Here is a 12,099-nt window from a genome sequence, read left to right as displayed (position 1 = left end):
ATTACAGAGGAACTTTTTATCTCCAATGCGAATAACGCGAAAAGCCCTCTACTACGGGCCTTTCGGGTTATTCGATATGGGTAGAAATCTCAGCGCAATTTTTGCGCAATCCAGAAGTCAGCAGAAAGCCACTTGCCGGCGCCGCCGAAGAACAGCGCGAGCAACATCACCAGGTAGGTCGCGGCGAACTCGATGCCGTTGTTGACGATGGCGAAGCTTCCGCTCGACGTCAGCCAGTCGTAGTTGCCGTATTCGCGCAGGATTTCCCGGGCTCGCGCCAGCTTCTCGCCAGCCTCCAGCACCTGGGCGTTGGCGAACGGCGCGGACGGATCGGCGATCGCCTGCCAGCCGTTCGGCCAGTGCACGGCGAAGATCGCTACCAGCATGGTCACCATCAGCGGCAGGCTGATCCAGCGCACGGCCAGGCCGCACAACAGCAGCACGGCGCCACCGGCCTCGCTCAGCGCGGCGAGCCAGGCCAGCAGTTCGGGAAACGGCAGGCCGAGTCCCCAGTCGGGATTGCCGAACCACTCGATGGTGGCCGGCATGTCCGCCAGCTTCTGGCAGCCGGCCATCCAGAACACCGGCGCCAGGTACAGGCGCAGCGCCAGCGGGGCGAGGAAATCCGCTCGACGGGTGACGTCGAGGGCATGCTGTAAACGCAGGAAGACAGTCTTCATCATCACTCCAGAGCGCCCTCGCCCATGAGGATGCCCTGGGCGTGCCAGTCCTCCAGCAAGGCGAAGGCATTTTCGAAATACTCCACGTCGGCGCTCAGGCCGCAGCTTCCGGCCAACTCGCGCAACAACGGCAGCAGCGCCACCGGCGCCTCGCCCTCCTCGCTCAGGCGCTGCGCGAGGCGATAGGCGAATGGCGACAGGTGCAGGAAGCGCACCCGCTCCGCCGGATCGCGCCAGACCAGCAGGCAGGTCGGCTCGGCCGGCGGCTCCATCGGCCGATGGCTCGGCCCCAGGCGATGGACCGGCCAGCGATAGGCCAGCGGCCAGGCCAGTGGCGACCACGACCAGGCCTGCGGCAGCGTCTCGACAGGCGCCTCGGCCAGCGACAGGGCCAGCTCGACCCACTCGTAGTGAGCCAGCTCCAGCAGGAAGGGCGGATCGCCCTCCTCCGCGCGGTAGCCGTCCTGCAGCCAGCCGATGAACTCCTCGCCCAATTGCCTGAAGTACGGTGTGCGGCAGCGATGCTCGCGCATGAAGGCACGCACCAGGCGATGCCAGCGCGGCTCGTCGAACAACTGGCGCAGGACCGGGAAACCGCTGCTGATGAAACCGTCCAGGTTGTTGAAGAACAGTTCCTCGTAGATCGCCATGCGCTCCGTCGCGATGCCGGGCGGCAAGGCCTGCTGCGGATCGCGGATACGTGCGGCGAAACGCCGTTGCAAGGTCGTGTGGTTCATGTGCCGTACCCCAGGCTGCGCAGTTGCGCTTCACCGCTGCGCCGCTGCAGCTCGCGGATGCGATCGGTTTCGGCATACAGCTCGCTCAGTGGCGGGAGGTTGAAATCGCGCTCCAGCAGCGTCGGGCGTTCGCCATGGCAGGCATAGGCATGTGCCAGCAGTTCCCAGACCGGATCGCAGACCGGCGCGCCATGGGTGTCGATCTTCAGGCTGGCGCCCTGCTCGTCGTGCCCGGCCATGTGCAGGTAGGCGATCCTCCGGCTGGGCATCGCGGCGATGTAGGCGTGGGCGTCGAAACCGAAGTTGCAGGCGTTGACGTAGACGTTGTTGACGTCCAGCAGCAATTGGCAATCGGCTTCCTCCAGTACCGCGCGGACGAAATCGACCTCTTCCAGCTCGCCCGGCAAGCGCGCATACGCCGAGACGTTCTCGACGATCAACGGCCGCTCGAGGACGTCCTGTACGACCCGGACCCGTTCGGCGACCCGGCGCACCGATTCGTCGCTGAACGGTAGCGGCATCAGGTCGTAGAGCTGGCCGTCGTCGGCGCAGGCCGACAGGTGCTCGCTGTAGGCACGGATGTCATGCTGCTCGATGAAACCCTTGATCGCGCGCAGCAACGACATGTCCAGCGGGGCGTAGCCACCGAGGTTGAGAGACAGACCATGGCAGAGGAACGGCAGGCGCTCGGTCAGCTCGCGGAACTGGCGGCCGAGACGGCCGCCGATGCCGATCCAGTTCTCCGGAGCGACCTCGAGGAAGTCGACCCGGACCCCATCGCCGGCGCCGAGCGGCTCCAGCAGCGCGCGACGCAGGCCTAGCCCGGCGCCGCTGACGAATTCCCGTTGCATGGTCCGTCTCCTCAGGCCTTACGACTTCTTCTTGTCGGCGCCGCAGTTGCCTTCGCCGGCCTTCTTCTCGCCACCGCAGGAACCTTCCTTGGCCTTGCGATCCGCACCGCAGCTGCCTTCATGACCTGCCTTGGAGGCTTCGCGCTTGCCCTTGTCGGCACCGCACTTGGCCTCGCCGCAGGAACCTTCCTTGGCCTTCTCGGCGGCAGCCACGCTGTAGCCGCTGCTCAGCTCCTGCACGGCGAAGGGATTCTGCGCGGCATGCGCGCCGACACTGGCTACGCCGAGCAGAGCAGCGCCGACGACGGAAGAAGCGAGGGAAATCTTTTTCATGGGTAACTCCTGAAGTTGGTAGCGGGCGCCGGTATGGCGTCCTCGCTCCAATGGACGGAGCACCCCCGGCGGCGTTACAGCGGAGTCGAAAAAAATTTCCCGTCCCTTTGCCTGAACTCAGGGATTGCCCCTGCTGGAGAAATATCGGTCGGCGATATTCGCCAGGTCCCAGGCGTTCTCCTCGACTTCGGATGCTCGCCCAGCGAAACGGATTGCCGCCCCTCCGTAGGGCGCATATCGCGCAGCGATATCCGCCATGCCCAGCCACACTCCTCGACCTCGTCACGCGGAAGAGAGAGCCGCCCACGCCAGGCCGGGTTCGGTTCGCCCACGCCAGATAGCGGAAACGAAAAAGCCGCCGCCCACGAATCGCGGGCGGCGGCTTGGTGTCGAGGATACCCCGGCTCAGCGCCGCGCGGCGTCCTTGCGCAATTCGGAGAGATGCGCGGCCAGACGGTCGAGTTCCGGCCCCTGCCCCTCCGGCAGATGGCGCACGGTCGCCTGGGTCAGGCGCATCTGGCGGATGAAGCGCCGGCAATGCCGGCACATGAGCAGGTGGCTGCGCACCGCCAGTTGTCCGCGGAAGTCCAGTTGCCCATCGAGAAAGTCGCTGGACCGGGCGACCAGTTCCTTGCAACTCAGCATTGGCCGGTCTCCTCGAAATGCTCCAGGGTGGCGAAGACCTTCAGGCGGGCGCGATGCAGCAGCACCCGGACATTGGAAAGCGTGATATCCAGGAGATCACGGATTTCCTCCAGCTCCAAGCCCTGGCGTTCGCGCAGGGTCAGCACGCTGCGCTGCAGCTCGGACAGACCGTTGAGGGTCTTGTCCAGGCAATCGCGCAGTTCGCCCGCGGCGAGCAGGGCTTCCGGCGAATCCTCGTGCCAGGCGTGCGGCGGCTGGCTCCAGTGACCGTCGGCGGCAAAGCGCTGGTCATCCACCGTACCATGGGGCCCCGGCAGGTCGTCGAGGAAAACTTCCCGGCGAACCTGGCGCAAGCGGCTCTTGGCGGTATTGGCGGTAATGGTCAGCAGCCAGGTCTTCAGGCTCGAACGCCCCTGGAACCCGTCCAGCCCGCGAACCGCCGCGAGCCAGGCGTCCTGCACCACTTCCTCGGTATGCGATCTGCCGATGATCGCCCAGGCCACGGCCCGCATGGCGCCCTGGTAGGCGCCAACCAGCTCGCGGAAGGCTCGCTGCTCGCCGGCCAGCAGGCGCGGCAGCAGCTCGGCGTCGGTAGGCGCCGCCACGATCAGTGTTTACGCAGGATCACGCTACCGATCGAGTAACCGGCGCCGAACGAGCTGAGCACCCCGATGGCGCCGCTGGGCAGGTCGTCCTGGTGCTTGTGCAGGGCGATCACCGAGCCGGCGGAACTGGTATTCGCGTAGCTGTCGAGGATCACCGGCGCCTCGTGCGCCTCGGCGTCGCGGCCGAGCAGCTTGCGGGTGATCAGCAGGTTCATGTTCAGGTTGGCCTGGTGCAGCCAGAAGCGCTTGACCTCGGCGACCTGGATTTCATTGGCCGCCAGGTGCTCGCCGATCAGCTCGGCGACCATCGGGCAGACATCCTTGAACACCTTGCGGCCTTCCTGGACGAACAGCTTGTCGCGCTTGCCGATACCGCTCTCGTCGGCGCGGTTGAGGAAGCCGAAGTTGTTGCGGATGTTGTTGGAGAACTGGGTCAGCAGCCTGGTGCTGACGATGTCGAACTGGTGCTTCGACACGGCCAGGTCGGCGCGCTCGACGATCACCGCGGTGCAGGCGTCGCCGAAGATGAAGTGGCTGTCGCGGTCGCGGAAGTTCAGGTGGCCGGTGCAGATCTCCGGGTTGACCATCAGGATCGCCCGCGCCTGGCCGGTCTGGATCGCGGTGGTGGCGGCCTGGATACCGAAGGTGGCCGAGGAGCAGGCCACGTTCATGTCGTAGCCGTAGCCCTGGATGCCCAGCGCGGCCTGCACCTCCACCGCGATCGCCGGGTAGGCGCGCTGCAGGTTGGAGCAGGCGACGATCACCCCGTCGATGTCGGCGGCGCTGCGGCCGGCACGCTGCAGCGCCTCCCTGGCGGCGGCCACGGCCATCTCGCAGAGGATCGACCACTCGTCGTTGCTGCGCTCGGGAAGGTACGGAACCATGCGCTGCGGGTCGAGGATGCCTTCCTTGTTCATCACGAAGCGGCTCTTGATGCCGGACGCCTTCTCGATGAACGCCGAGCTGGACTCGGCCAGCGCCTCCAGTTCGCCCTTGGCGATGGCCTCGGCGTGCTGGTCGTTGTACTGGCGCACGAAGGTATTGAAGCTCTCCACCAGCTCATCGTTGGAGATGCTGTAGGGCGGAGTATAAAGACCGGTTCCGCTGATGACGGCTTTATGCACAGTTGTTCCTCTTCTCTCGCTGGGCCGCCGTCGAACGGGGCCGATTAGGCATAGCGGTGCCCGCCTGGGGCCGGCACCGGAAACGGGTTCGCTCGCGGCGATGCCGGGCGCTCTACGAAAAGACGTTGGCGACGCGCTTTCGTACAGGGCCCGGGCAAGGTCGGCCATTGCGCAGTGTGCCACCGCCTCGCTTCGGCAAGCGCGCGCACCGCTCAGTGGTATCGAAGGCGCCAAGGATATTCCAGAGTGCGCGCCGGGCACAGCCGATAGGCGCACGATCGGTTTATTTTCCCCGTTTTCGCCACCGATATCCGTATCGAACTGTAAAGACGACGCAACCAGGCCGGCTTCCGGTCACAGCAGGCTGGCACCTTCCCACCCCAACCATCGATTGAATTTGCCAACCCGCCCAATAGGCAATGCTCAACAGCCCACCTCGGCAAGGCCGCCTATCATTCGGCAAACCCGGTATTCACAAGGAAGCAGCCCCATGACCGATAGCCCTCGTCCAGAACTGGATATGGAAACCCAGGAGTTCGTCCACCAGTTGTTCGACCTGGCCCGCCAGGGCAACAGCCAGCGCCTCGAGCAACTGCTGCAACAGGGCCTGCCGCCAAACCTGCGCAACCACAAGGGCGACAGCCTGCTGATGCTGGCCAGCTACCATGGCCACGCCGACACGGTACGCCTGCTGCTGGCCTACAAGGCCGACCCGGACCTGCGCAACCTGGCCGGGCAGACACCGCTGGCCGGCGCTGCGTTCAAGGGCGACCTGGCGATGGTCGAACTGCTCCTCGCCGGCGGCGCCGACGTCGAGGGCGCCTCGGCCGACGGCAAGACCGCACTGATGATGGCGGCCATGTTCAACCAGGCCGAGGTCGCCGCCAGCCTGCTGGCCCACGGCGCCCGTCGTGACGCCCAGGACGCCGCCGGGCTGACGCCGCTGGCGGCAGCGCGGATGATGAATGCCGAGGCCACGGTCGCGCTGCTCAGCCGGCCCCACTGAGCCTCAATCCGCCAGCACCTCGGCCAGGCTGACGACCTGGCCGAAATGATGCTTCCACAGGCGCACACCCAGCTCCCCCGAGCGATCCAGCGAGGAGCCGAGCACCAGGTCGCCGATCAGGGTCGGTTGCAGGCCGGCGTCGAACAGGGCGAAGCCGGCGGCGAGCACGCAGGTGTCGGCCTGGATGCCGCATACCAGCACCCGTTCCGCTCGCAGCGCACGCAGATGGTCGACGAGTTCCGCCGTCGGCAGGTAGCCATGCTTGACGAAGACCCGGTCGGCCGCCACCAGGCAGGCATCGTCGAGCGGCGGTCGCCAGCCGAGCTGGCGCTGGAACGGCGTACGGGATTCGTCATGGCGCTCGACGCTGGCCACCGAGGGCATCCGCCCGAGCAGTTGGCCGATGCCTTCCAGCAGCCAGTCCGGCGGGGCGAAACAGGGTTGCACGTCGACGATCAGCAGGGCCTGGCGCATCGGTAGTCGGCTCCGGAACAACAGGCCAGGCATTCTAGCCCACTCCGCCCCGTCGCTCCGCGCTCCAGCGAAACTGGGCTAGCCTGAGGGAACCTTTCGACGGAGAGCCTTCATGCGCCCGATGTACGCCGTAGCGATCCTTTTCCTCCTGGCCGGCTGTTCCTCGGTTCCCGCCGAGAAGACCCGGGCGATCCCCGCCGAACGCCTGCTCGGCTACCAGCAACCGGTGAGCGGTGGCGGCCGGCTGGAAGTCCACCGCGACTATGGCTACCTGGGCGGCGGCTGCTACGTGGCGTTCCTTATCGACCGCCAGGTCGCCGCGCGCATCGGCGTCGGCGAGGAAGCCAGCTTCCAGGTGCCGGCGGGCGAGCATGTGGTCGGTATCGGCATCGATACCCAGGACGACACTCTCTGCGGCAAGGGCCTGCTGAACCGCGAGCTGAGAACCCGGATCGCCGCGGACGGCAACGCGCGCTTCCGTATCGTCAGCGAGGCCAGCAGCGGGTTCGACATCCGCGCCGAATGATCCGGGGCGACAGGTCGGCCGCGTTCGCCGGTCGAGGTTCAAAGCGATTCCATCAGGTCCTTGCCGCGCTGCAGCCAGCCCGGCGCCGAGCCGGGGTCCGGCGGTTGCGCCTGCTCCGTACCCATGTCCTGCAAGGCCTGCTTCGCCTCGGCGAGCCAGGCCGGCGTCGCCGCCGCGGGCGCCTGGGTGAGTTCGGCCTTGGCCACCAGCCCGGCCAGGCTGCCCAGGTCGCGCGCGTTGAGCGCCTCCACGGTCTGCTGAGCCAGCAGCACCTGCTGCAATGCGGGCGATTGCACCGCCGCGACCGCCAGCGGCGGCGGTGGCGGCAACTGGCCGATCTGCTCGACCTTGTCGCCAGGCTCGCAGGTGAAGGCCCGCAGGTTGTCCAGCGCCGCCCCGCCGACCATCGGCAAGGCGATCCCGGTCAGCGGGTCGAAGGCGCTGATCTCCGGCAGGCCGACCTTGCCGCTCAGCAGCGGACGCGCCAGCGATGGCAGGAACAGCCCGAGCAGCATCCGCGGATCGCGGCGCTTGACGCTGAGGCCGACGCTGGCCAGCATCACCCCGACGCCCACCACCCGCCCGGCGGTGGCCAGCACCGAGAGCCGCTTGTTCGACTCGTTGTCGAAATGCACCAGGCGATAGCGGAAGTAGTCGGTGAAGGGTTCTCGCGGGCCTATCGCCGAAGTGTTCATGAACCAGGCGCGGGAGTCGTGCACCTGTTCGTCGAACAGCGCCACCAGCTTTTCCTGGCCCGGCGCCACCCGGTCGGGAGCGCTGAACAACTGGTGGTAGCGCGCGCTGCCGTCGCGGTGGATCTGGCTGTATTCCTCGGCTTCGTCTTCCTCGTTGATCAGGAATACGGTGCCGCCGAGCAGCAGGTCGATCACTCCGCCCACCGTCATGCCGTCGTCGAGCACGCCCCAGTCGCCCTTGTAGTCATGGGCGAACTCGGCGGCGGCGCCGAGTAGTTGGCGCTGGTCCAGCGGCGGATCGAACTGCTTCTCCACCCGCAGGTCGCGCAGTTTGTCCTCGCCGCCGATCAGCGCCACGTTGCGATCCCACTCCGCCTGTTCGGCGGCGCTCATCGGCGGGAGCGGCTTGCCCTGCTGGGCGGCCGCGTACTCCCGGCTACGCCGCTTGTGCAGGGCCTCCCAGGCCTTCTGCTGGGCTTCCGGCATGTCCGGCGGGACATTGGCGAAGAACGCCTTGTTGCGCAGCCCGCCGGCATAGCGGTCGATGCGCCAGGCGGTGATCAACGCGGTCTCGCGACGGATCACCTCTTCCAGGGGGCCGGCCTTGGCCTGGGCCTGCCAGGCGTTGAAACGGGTGGCGAGTTCTTCGGAGACGCTGAACTCCGCTTCAATCTTGGGCACCATTACCCGCCACTCTTCATGAAAGTCTGGATGGACGGCAGGTGCTGGAACTTGCAAAGGAGCACCTGCCTCGAAAGCCTCCGCATACATATGCTGCAACGCTATCTGGGATAGTAGAAATTCCGAACCTCCCACAGCTTTCCCCTGGTTGCCGACGCCATAACCGCCACCAACATCCGAGTGAACACCAGGATAAGCATATTCCACCGTCCACTTCCGGTAGCAGGAGGGCCCCGTCCGACGTCCGTTGGCATCCATGTCACGACGGCGGATCGAATCGAGTGGAAAACTGGCACGCTGCTCATGACAGGAAACCAGATGCACGCAACGTTTCAGAAAAGAACAGTCTTCCGGCAGGATGGTCGGCAGGCACTGGGAGAGGGCCTCATCGGGCAGGCGCATGGTGTCATCGGCCCAATCCATATGCCCGGCAGCGAACGGCGCACTATCCGCCAGCCCAACTGCCGCCACGGTATCGAAAAGGCCGAGGAACTCGATCGAGATCGGCAGACCGGCAAAGCGATATTCCACCCGACCATCGGCATCGCTGACCCGGGTTAGCTCCTGCAGCCAGTTGGCAAAGGCTCGTGCTTCTGCCGCCCCACGGGAGAATCCGTAGACATACAAGCGCATGGCCAGGATATGCGGTTTCTGTCCAGAGTTCTGACGCTGTCGAAGCTTTTCTTCCAGTTCCTTGAGTTTTGGCTCCAAGGCAGCTCGGCGTTTTTTCTCGCCGTTTTCCAATAAACCACCAGTGAGCGTACTGACGGTCCAGTTAGTGGACATTTCTTCTACTAGGTCCTGAACCTCATTTAGTTTAAGCCTACTTTTTAATAAAGTATAGAAAAGAGCATCAACTAACTGAACCAGCCCCCAGTTTATTCGATTTTCGCCTCCCTCAGCACCAATTAATCCCATGTTTGAAGGCGTAAATTCTTTAATATCCGGAAACACCGTACCCACACCTGGGCAATAGTACTTAAAAATCCCCCTACTGTTTATATCATCGCCGCTCCCAATACTTGCATGAATTAGCCTAGCGACATTACTGCAAGATGGAGAAACCGATGAACCATCAGCCTTATCGTTATTATTAGTCCCATCAAAACCAAGTGTAATATGGATAGCTTTACAGCAAGGCGCACCACCGACTACGTCACCTTCAGAAAGCCTTTTTTGCTCTTGCGCCCTTGAAAAAACCCGTTCATCGCTCTGCTGCTTTAATATATTTTCTGATAATTTTTTAGAATCATAAATCAGGCGCCCTGCCACAGGATGGGTGGGTGCTATATGAAATCCAAAATTAGGCATCTTCCCACCTGCCTTCAGTTAGCCGGACATATCGTTGACTTTCTCATCTCGAAATAGGCCTTATCAGGATATTTTGGATGATTTGGCCCATAACAAGTCGTAGAAACAGCCACCTCGTCACACGGCAAGAAGTGCACCTGCAGCAAGCACACCTTTTCATCATACCTAGGCACATTCACAGTCGCCTTGTGACGGGTGTAACTTGAGGCATGCCTCAAATAATCACTCTCATCCAACCGCCCATATTTATCTCGTTTTATAACGGCACGGGGATTTGGATCCTTCTCCCATTCCACAATAACTTTCAAATTTGGATTCCATCTCTTTGGAATTACCCCACAACAAACTTGACTACCATCTCCCTGATAAGGACCTAAGTTCGGTCCGCCAGCACCATTCACCGTGAATTCGTTAATCGCCGCCGGAGTATGGTTGTAACCCATGATAGGTGCAGACAGCACTTCAGGCCCAGCCTGGCATGCCACCAGCCCAAAGAAGGTGCTGAGAAAAACCACCAGCCCAATGGAATTTTTATTTCCCACACAGATCAAGTTCATCAACTTCTGCATGACATACCCCTCATATCAAAGTACCCTTTATTCGGATATTCAGGATGAAACGGCGTATAACAGGCAACTGAAGTAGTAACCTTATCACATGGAAGAAAGTGCATTTTTAGCGAACAAATCTCCTTACTATCACAAGAAGATATATCGACAGTTTCCTTATGACGAACATACAAGACTCCATGCTCTCTCATACGTTTTCTCCAGCCATCTGAAAATATCTTTCCGGCCAGTCTTTATAAGCCCCTGACTCAGGATCTACCTCCCACTCTACGGTTGCCTTCAAGCCCGGCTTCCAAACTCTAGGAACGACACCACAACATACCTGCCCTGCTCCCCCTGAAATGGACCAAGGTTTAATCCGCCAGCACCATTTACACTGAATCTGTTAATAGCCGCCGAAGTATGCTTGTATCCTCCGATAGGAGTAGACACCATATCAGGGCCTGCCTGGCACGCTTGTAAAAACAAAAAACCTATCAGTAAAGCAATCAGCCAAACAGGTGTCCTTAACCCCTTTGCATTCAAGATGCTTTTGCATGAAGGCTCTCTCTTCTGAAAATACTTTCTATCTGGATACTCTGGATGCCCCTGGCTGTAATAGGTTGTTGAGACCACGACCTGGTCGCACGGGAGGAAATGCACCTGCAACAGGCATATTTTTTCACTATATCTAGGTATATCCACGATCATCTTATGTCGGGTGTAGCTTGAGGCATGTCTCAAGTAATCATCTTTATCCAGCCGTCCATATTTATCTCGCCTTATAGCGGCGTGCGGTTTGGCATCTTTCTCCCATTCCACGACAGCTTTCAAATTTGGATTCCACTTCTTTGGAATCACTCCGCAACAAACCTGGCTACCATCCCCCTGATAAGGGTCTAAACGCGGTCCACCCGCCCCATTCACCGAAAACCAATTGATCGCCGCGGACGTATGGTTGTAACCCATCACCGGCGCCGCCAGCATGTCCGCCCGCTCTGGCAGCCCGCGGCCAGCAGGGGCCCCGGAAGCAGGGCGGGAAGGCCGATGCCGCGCCCGTTCATGCGCGACTCGTTCCCGCCGGGGAAAAGCCGGGGCCGGGGGTCTGTTCGCGTAGCCATTGGGCGACGAAGGCATCGCGCTGGTCGAAGTCCTGCAAGCCCTGGCGGTCGGCGGCCAGGTGCGCCTGGACCAGATGCTGGAGCAGGCTTTCCTGGCTGCCCAGTCCATGCTCGCGGGGCAGCACGAAGTATTCGCGGCGGTAGGCTTCGGCCTCGCTCCAGGCGCGCAAGGCAGCGACCTGGTGCGCTTCCAGGCGGAGGGCCGCTTGCAGCGGCGACGTCTCGTGGGCCTGGTAATGACCGGCCAGCGCCCTCGGCCGGCCGTCGCGGTCCAGCCAGTGCCAGCTGGAAACCGGGGCATGCAGATAACGGCTCTGCCGGGGATCGAGCATGTCGCTGACCGCCATGAACAGGCCCGGCTCGTAGAAACGCAGTACGCCGCTGGAACGACCCTGGTTCCACTCGGCCTGGGTGCAGCTGCGCAGGTGCTCGCCCAGGCGCGGCAACGGCCAGGGGCTGAACAGGAGCATCAGGTGGCGGCGGCAGTCGATGCGTTCGAGCAGTTCGTCCAGCCAGGCCGCGTGGCCGTCTTCCAGGCGCAGCAGCAGCGGGCCCTCGTCGGCCAGGGCGGCCTCCGGGGTTTGCTCCAGCAATTTGAACAGCGCCGGAGGATCGCTTTGCCGCGCATGCTCGGCGAGCAAGGGATAGTCGTCCAGCCCGGTGGCATCGACCAATACATCGATGTGGGTCTGCAAGCCGCGATCGCGGGAGCGCTGCCACAGCTCGCGGGCCCAATGGCGGGGGTTCGGCGTCATCGCGGTT

The 12,099-nt window shown here is 62.8% G+C and carries 14 protein-coding genes and 1 pseudogene; 2 read left to right on the top strand and 13 right to left on the bottom strand.

Annotation, left to right across the window (positions count from 1 at the left end):
• Window positions 1–89 precede the first annotated feature (89 nt).
• The 7 genes from FHW81_RS05020 to FHW81_RS04990 all read right to left on the bottom strand — a co-directional run bounded on the left by FHW81_RS05020 (window position 90) and on the right by FHW81_RS04990 (window position 4,975).
• Window positions 90–680, bottom strand: a complete 591-nt coding sequence (locus FHW81_RS05020) for an HvfX family Cu-binding RiPP maturation protein (protein WP_003119673.1) — start codon at window positions 678–680, stop codon at window positions 90–92.
• 2 nt (window positions 681–682) lie between these two features.
• The gene (locus FHW81_RS05015; protein WP_023096521.1) at window positions 683–1,417 is read right to left on the bottom strand and encodes an HvfC family RiPP maturation protein; all 735 of its coding nucleotides are present in this window, start codon (window positions 1,415–1,417) and stop codon (window positions 683–685) included.
• Window positions 1,414–2,268, bottom strand: a complete 855-nt coding sequence (locus tag FHW81_RS05010; RefSeq protein WP_003114074.1) for an HvfB family MNIO-type RiPP peptide maturase — start codon at window positions 2,266–2,268, stop codon at window positions 1,414–1,416. Before FHW81_RS05010 ends, FHW81_RS05015 begins: the two co-directional genes overlap by 4 nt.
• An 18-nt stretch (window positions 2,269–2,286) precedes the next feature.
• Window positions 2,287–2,601 carry an HvfA family oxazolone/thioamide-modified RiPP metallophore gene (locus FHW81_RS05005; protein ID WP_003091625.1) on the bottom strand — a complete coding sequence of 105 codons (315 nt, stop codon included), beginning with the start codon at window positions 2,599–2,601 and terminating at the stop codon, window positions 2,287–2,289.
• Between the two features lie 405 nt (window positions 2,602–3,006).
• A complete protein-coding gene (locus tag FHW81_RS05000; protein WP_003091627.1) occupies window positions 3,007–3,246 on the bottom strand; it encodes an anti-sigma factor family protein in 240 nt (79 codons plus the stop codon).
• The gene (locus FHW81_RS04995; protein ID WP_004345066.1) at window positions 3,240–3,851 is read right to left on the bottom strand and encodes an RNA polymerase sigma factor; all 612 of its coding nucleotides are present in this window, start codon (window positions 3,849–3,851) and stop codon (window positions 3,240–3,242) included. The genes FHW81_RS05000 and FHW81_RS04995 overlap by 7 nt, the downstream gene beginning before the upstream one ends.
• A 2-nt stretch (window positions 3,852–3,853) precedes the next feature.
• Window positions 3,854–4,975, bottom strand: coding sequence for a beta-ketoacyl-ACP synthase III (locus tag FHW81_RS04990; protein WP_003104436.1), 1,122 nt, complete (start codon window positions 4,973–4,975; stop codon window positions 3,854–3,856).
• Between the two features lie 490 nt (window positions 4,976–5,465).
• Between FHW81_RS04990 and FHW81_RS04985 the strand changes: the two genes are divergently transcribed.
• Window positions 5,466–5,981: an ankyrin repeat domain-containing protein gene (locus FHW81_RS04985; protein ID WP_003091630.1), complete on the top strand. Its 516-nt coding sequence runs from the start codon at window positions 5,466–5,468 to the stop codon at window positions 5,979–5,981.
• A gap of 3 nt (window positions 5,982–5,984) precedes the next feature.
• On the opposite strand, the gene FHW81_RS04980 is transcribed toward FHW81_RS04985, so the two are convergent.
• Window positions 5,985–6,488, bottom strand: a complete 504-nt coding sequence (locus FHW81_RS04980) for a cysteine hydrolase family protein (protein ID WP_003143462.1) — start codon at window positions 6,486–6,488, stop codon at window positions 5,985–5,987.
• A 79-nt stretch (window positions 6,489–6,567) separates the two neighbouring features.
• Here FHW81_RS04980 and FHW81_RS04975 point away from each other — a divergent pair, with 79 nt between their 5' ends.
• Window positions 6,568–6,981, top strand: a complete 414-nt coding sequence (locus FHW81_RS04975) for a hypothetical protein (protein WP_003091632.1) — start codon at window positions 6,568–6,570, stop codon at window positions 6,979–6,981.
• 38 nt (window positions 6,982–7,019) lie between these two features.
• On the opposite strand, the gene FHW81_RS04970 is transcribed toward FHW81_RS04975, so the two are convergent.
• The 5 genes and pseudogenes from FHW81_RS04970 to FHW81_RS04950 all read right to left on the bottom strand — a co-directional run bounded on the left by FHW81_RS04970 (window position 7,020) and on the right by FHW81_RS04950 (window position 12,092).
• Window positions 7,020–9,668: a T6SS phospholipase effector Tle1-like catalytic domain-containing protein gene (locus FHW81_RS04970; RefSeq protein WP_076938885.1), complete on the bottom strand. Its 2,649-nt coding sequence runs from the start codon at window positions 9,666–9,668 to the stop codon at window positions 7,020–7,022.
• Between the two features lie 14 nt (window positions 9,669–9,682).
• Window positions 9,683–10,237 (bottom strand): DUF3304 domain-containing protein, encoded by a 555-nt coding sequence (locus FHW81_RS04965; protein ID WP_031628386.1) that lies wholly within the window; start codon window positions 10,235–10,237, stop codon window positions 9,683–9,685.
• Window positions 10,238–10,424: 187 nt separating this feature from the next.
• Window positions 10,425–10,580 (bottom strand): DUF3304 domain-containing protein, encoded by a 156-nt coding sequence (locus FHW81_RS04960; RefSeq protein WP_221885892.1) that lies wholly within the window; start codon window positions 10,578–10,580, stop codon window positions 10,425–10,427.
• 185 nt (window positions 10,581–10,765) lie between these two features.
• Window positions 10,766–11,280 (bottom strand): annotated as a pseudogene (locus FHW81_RS04955) (DUF3304 domain-containing protein); the annotation flags it as partial.
• Window positions 11,277–12,092 (bottom strand): DUF4123 domain-containing protein, encoded by an 816-nt coding sequence (locus FHW81_RS04950; RefSeq protein ID WP_019371583.1) that lies wholly within the window; start codon window positions 12,090–12,092, stop codon window positions 11,277–11,279. The gene FHW81_RS04950 and the pseudogene FHW81_RS04955, both read right to left, overlap by 4 nt.
• Between the last annotated feature and the right edge of the window lie 7 nt (window positions 12,093–12,099).

Source organism: Pseudomonas sp. RC10-4-2 (genome assembly GCF_050433085.1).
Lineage (GTDB): Bacteria > Pseudomonadota > Gammaproteobacteria > Pseudomonadales > Pseudomonadaceae > Pseudomonas > Pseudomonas aeruginosa.
This window is presented reverse-complemented; position numbering and strand designations above follow the sequence as displayed.

Bases quoted from the DNA above. Each gene is read 5' to 3' on its own strand.
- FHW81_RS04965 (WP_031628386.1), bottom strand. From the start codon at position 10,237: ATGCAGAAGTTGATGAACTTGATCTGTGTGGGAAATAAAAATTCCATT.
- FHW81_RS05010 (WP_003114074.1), bottom strand. From the start codon at position 2,268: ATGCAACGGGAATTCGTCAGCGGCGCCGGGCTAGGCCTGCGTCGCGCG.
- FHW81_RS04975 (WP_003091632.1), top strand. From the start codon at position 6,568: ATGCGCCCGATGTACGCCGTAGCGATCCTTTTCCTCCTGGCCGGCTGT.
- FHW81_RS05020 (WP_003119673.1), bottom strand. From the start codon at position 680: ATGAAGACTGTCTTCCTGCGTTTACAGCATGCCCTCGACGTCACCCGT.
- FHW81_RS04950 (WP_019371583.1), bottom strand. From the start codon at position 12,092: ATGACGCCGAACCCCCGCCATTGGGCCCGCGAGCTGTGGCAGCGCTCC.
- FHW81_RS04970 (WP_076938885.1), bottom strand. From the start codon at position 9,668: ATGCCTAATTTTGGATTTCATATAGCACCCACCCATCCTGTGGCAGGG.
- FHW81_RS05005 (WP_003091625.1), bottom strand. From the start codon at position 2,601: ATGAAAAAGATTTCCCTCGCTTCTTCCGTCGTCGGCGCTGCTCTGCTC.
- FHW81_RS05000 (WP_003091627.1), bottom strand. From the start codon at position 3,246: ATGCTGAGTTGCAAGGAACTGGTCGCCCGGTCCAGCGACTTTCTCGAT.
- FHW81_RS05015 (WP_023096521.1), bottom strand. From the start codon at position 1,417: ATGAACCACACGACCTTGCAACGGCGTTTCGCCGCACGTATCCGCGAT.
- FHW81_RS04980 (WP_003143462.1), bottom strand. From the start codon at position 6,488: ATGCCTGGCCTGTTGTTCCGGAGCCGACTACCGATGCGCCAGGCCCTG.
- FHW81_RS04985 (WP_003091630.1), top strand. From the start codon at position 5,466: ATGACCGATAGCCCTCGTCCAGAACTGGATATGGAAACCCAGGAGTTC.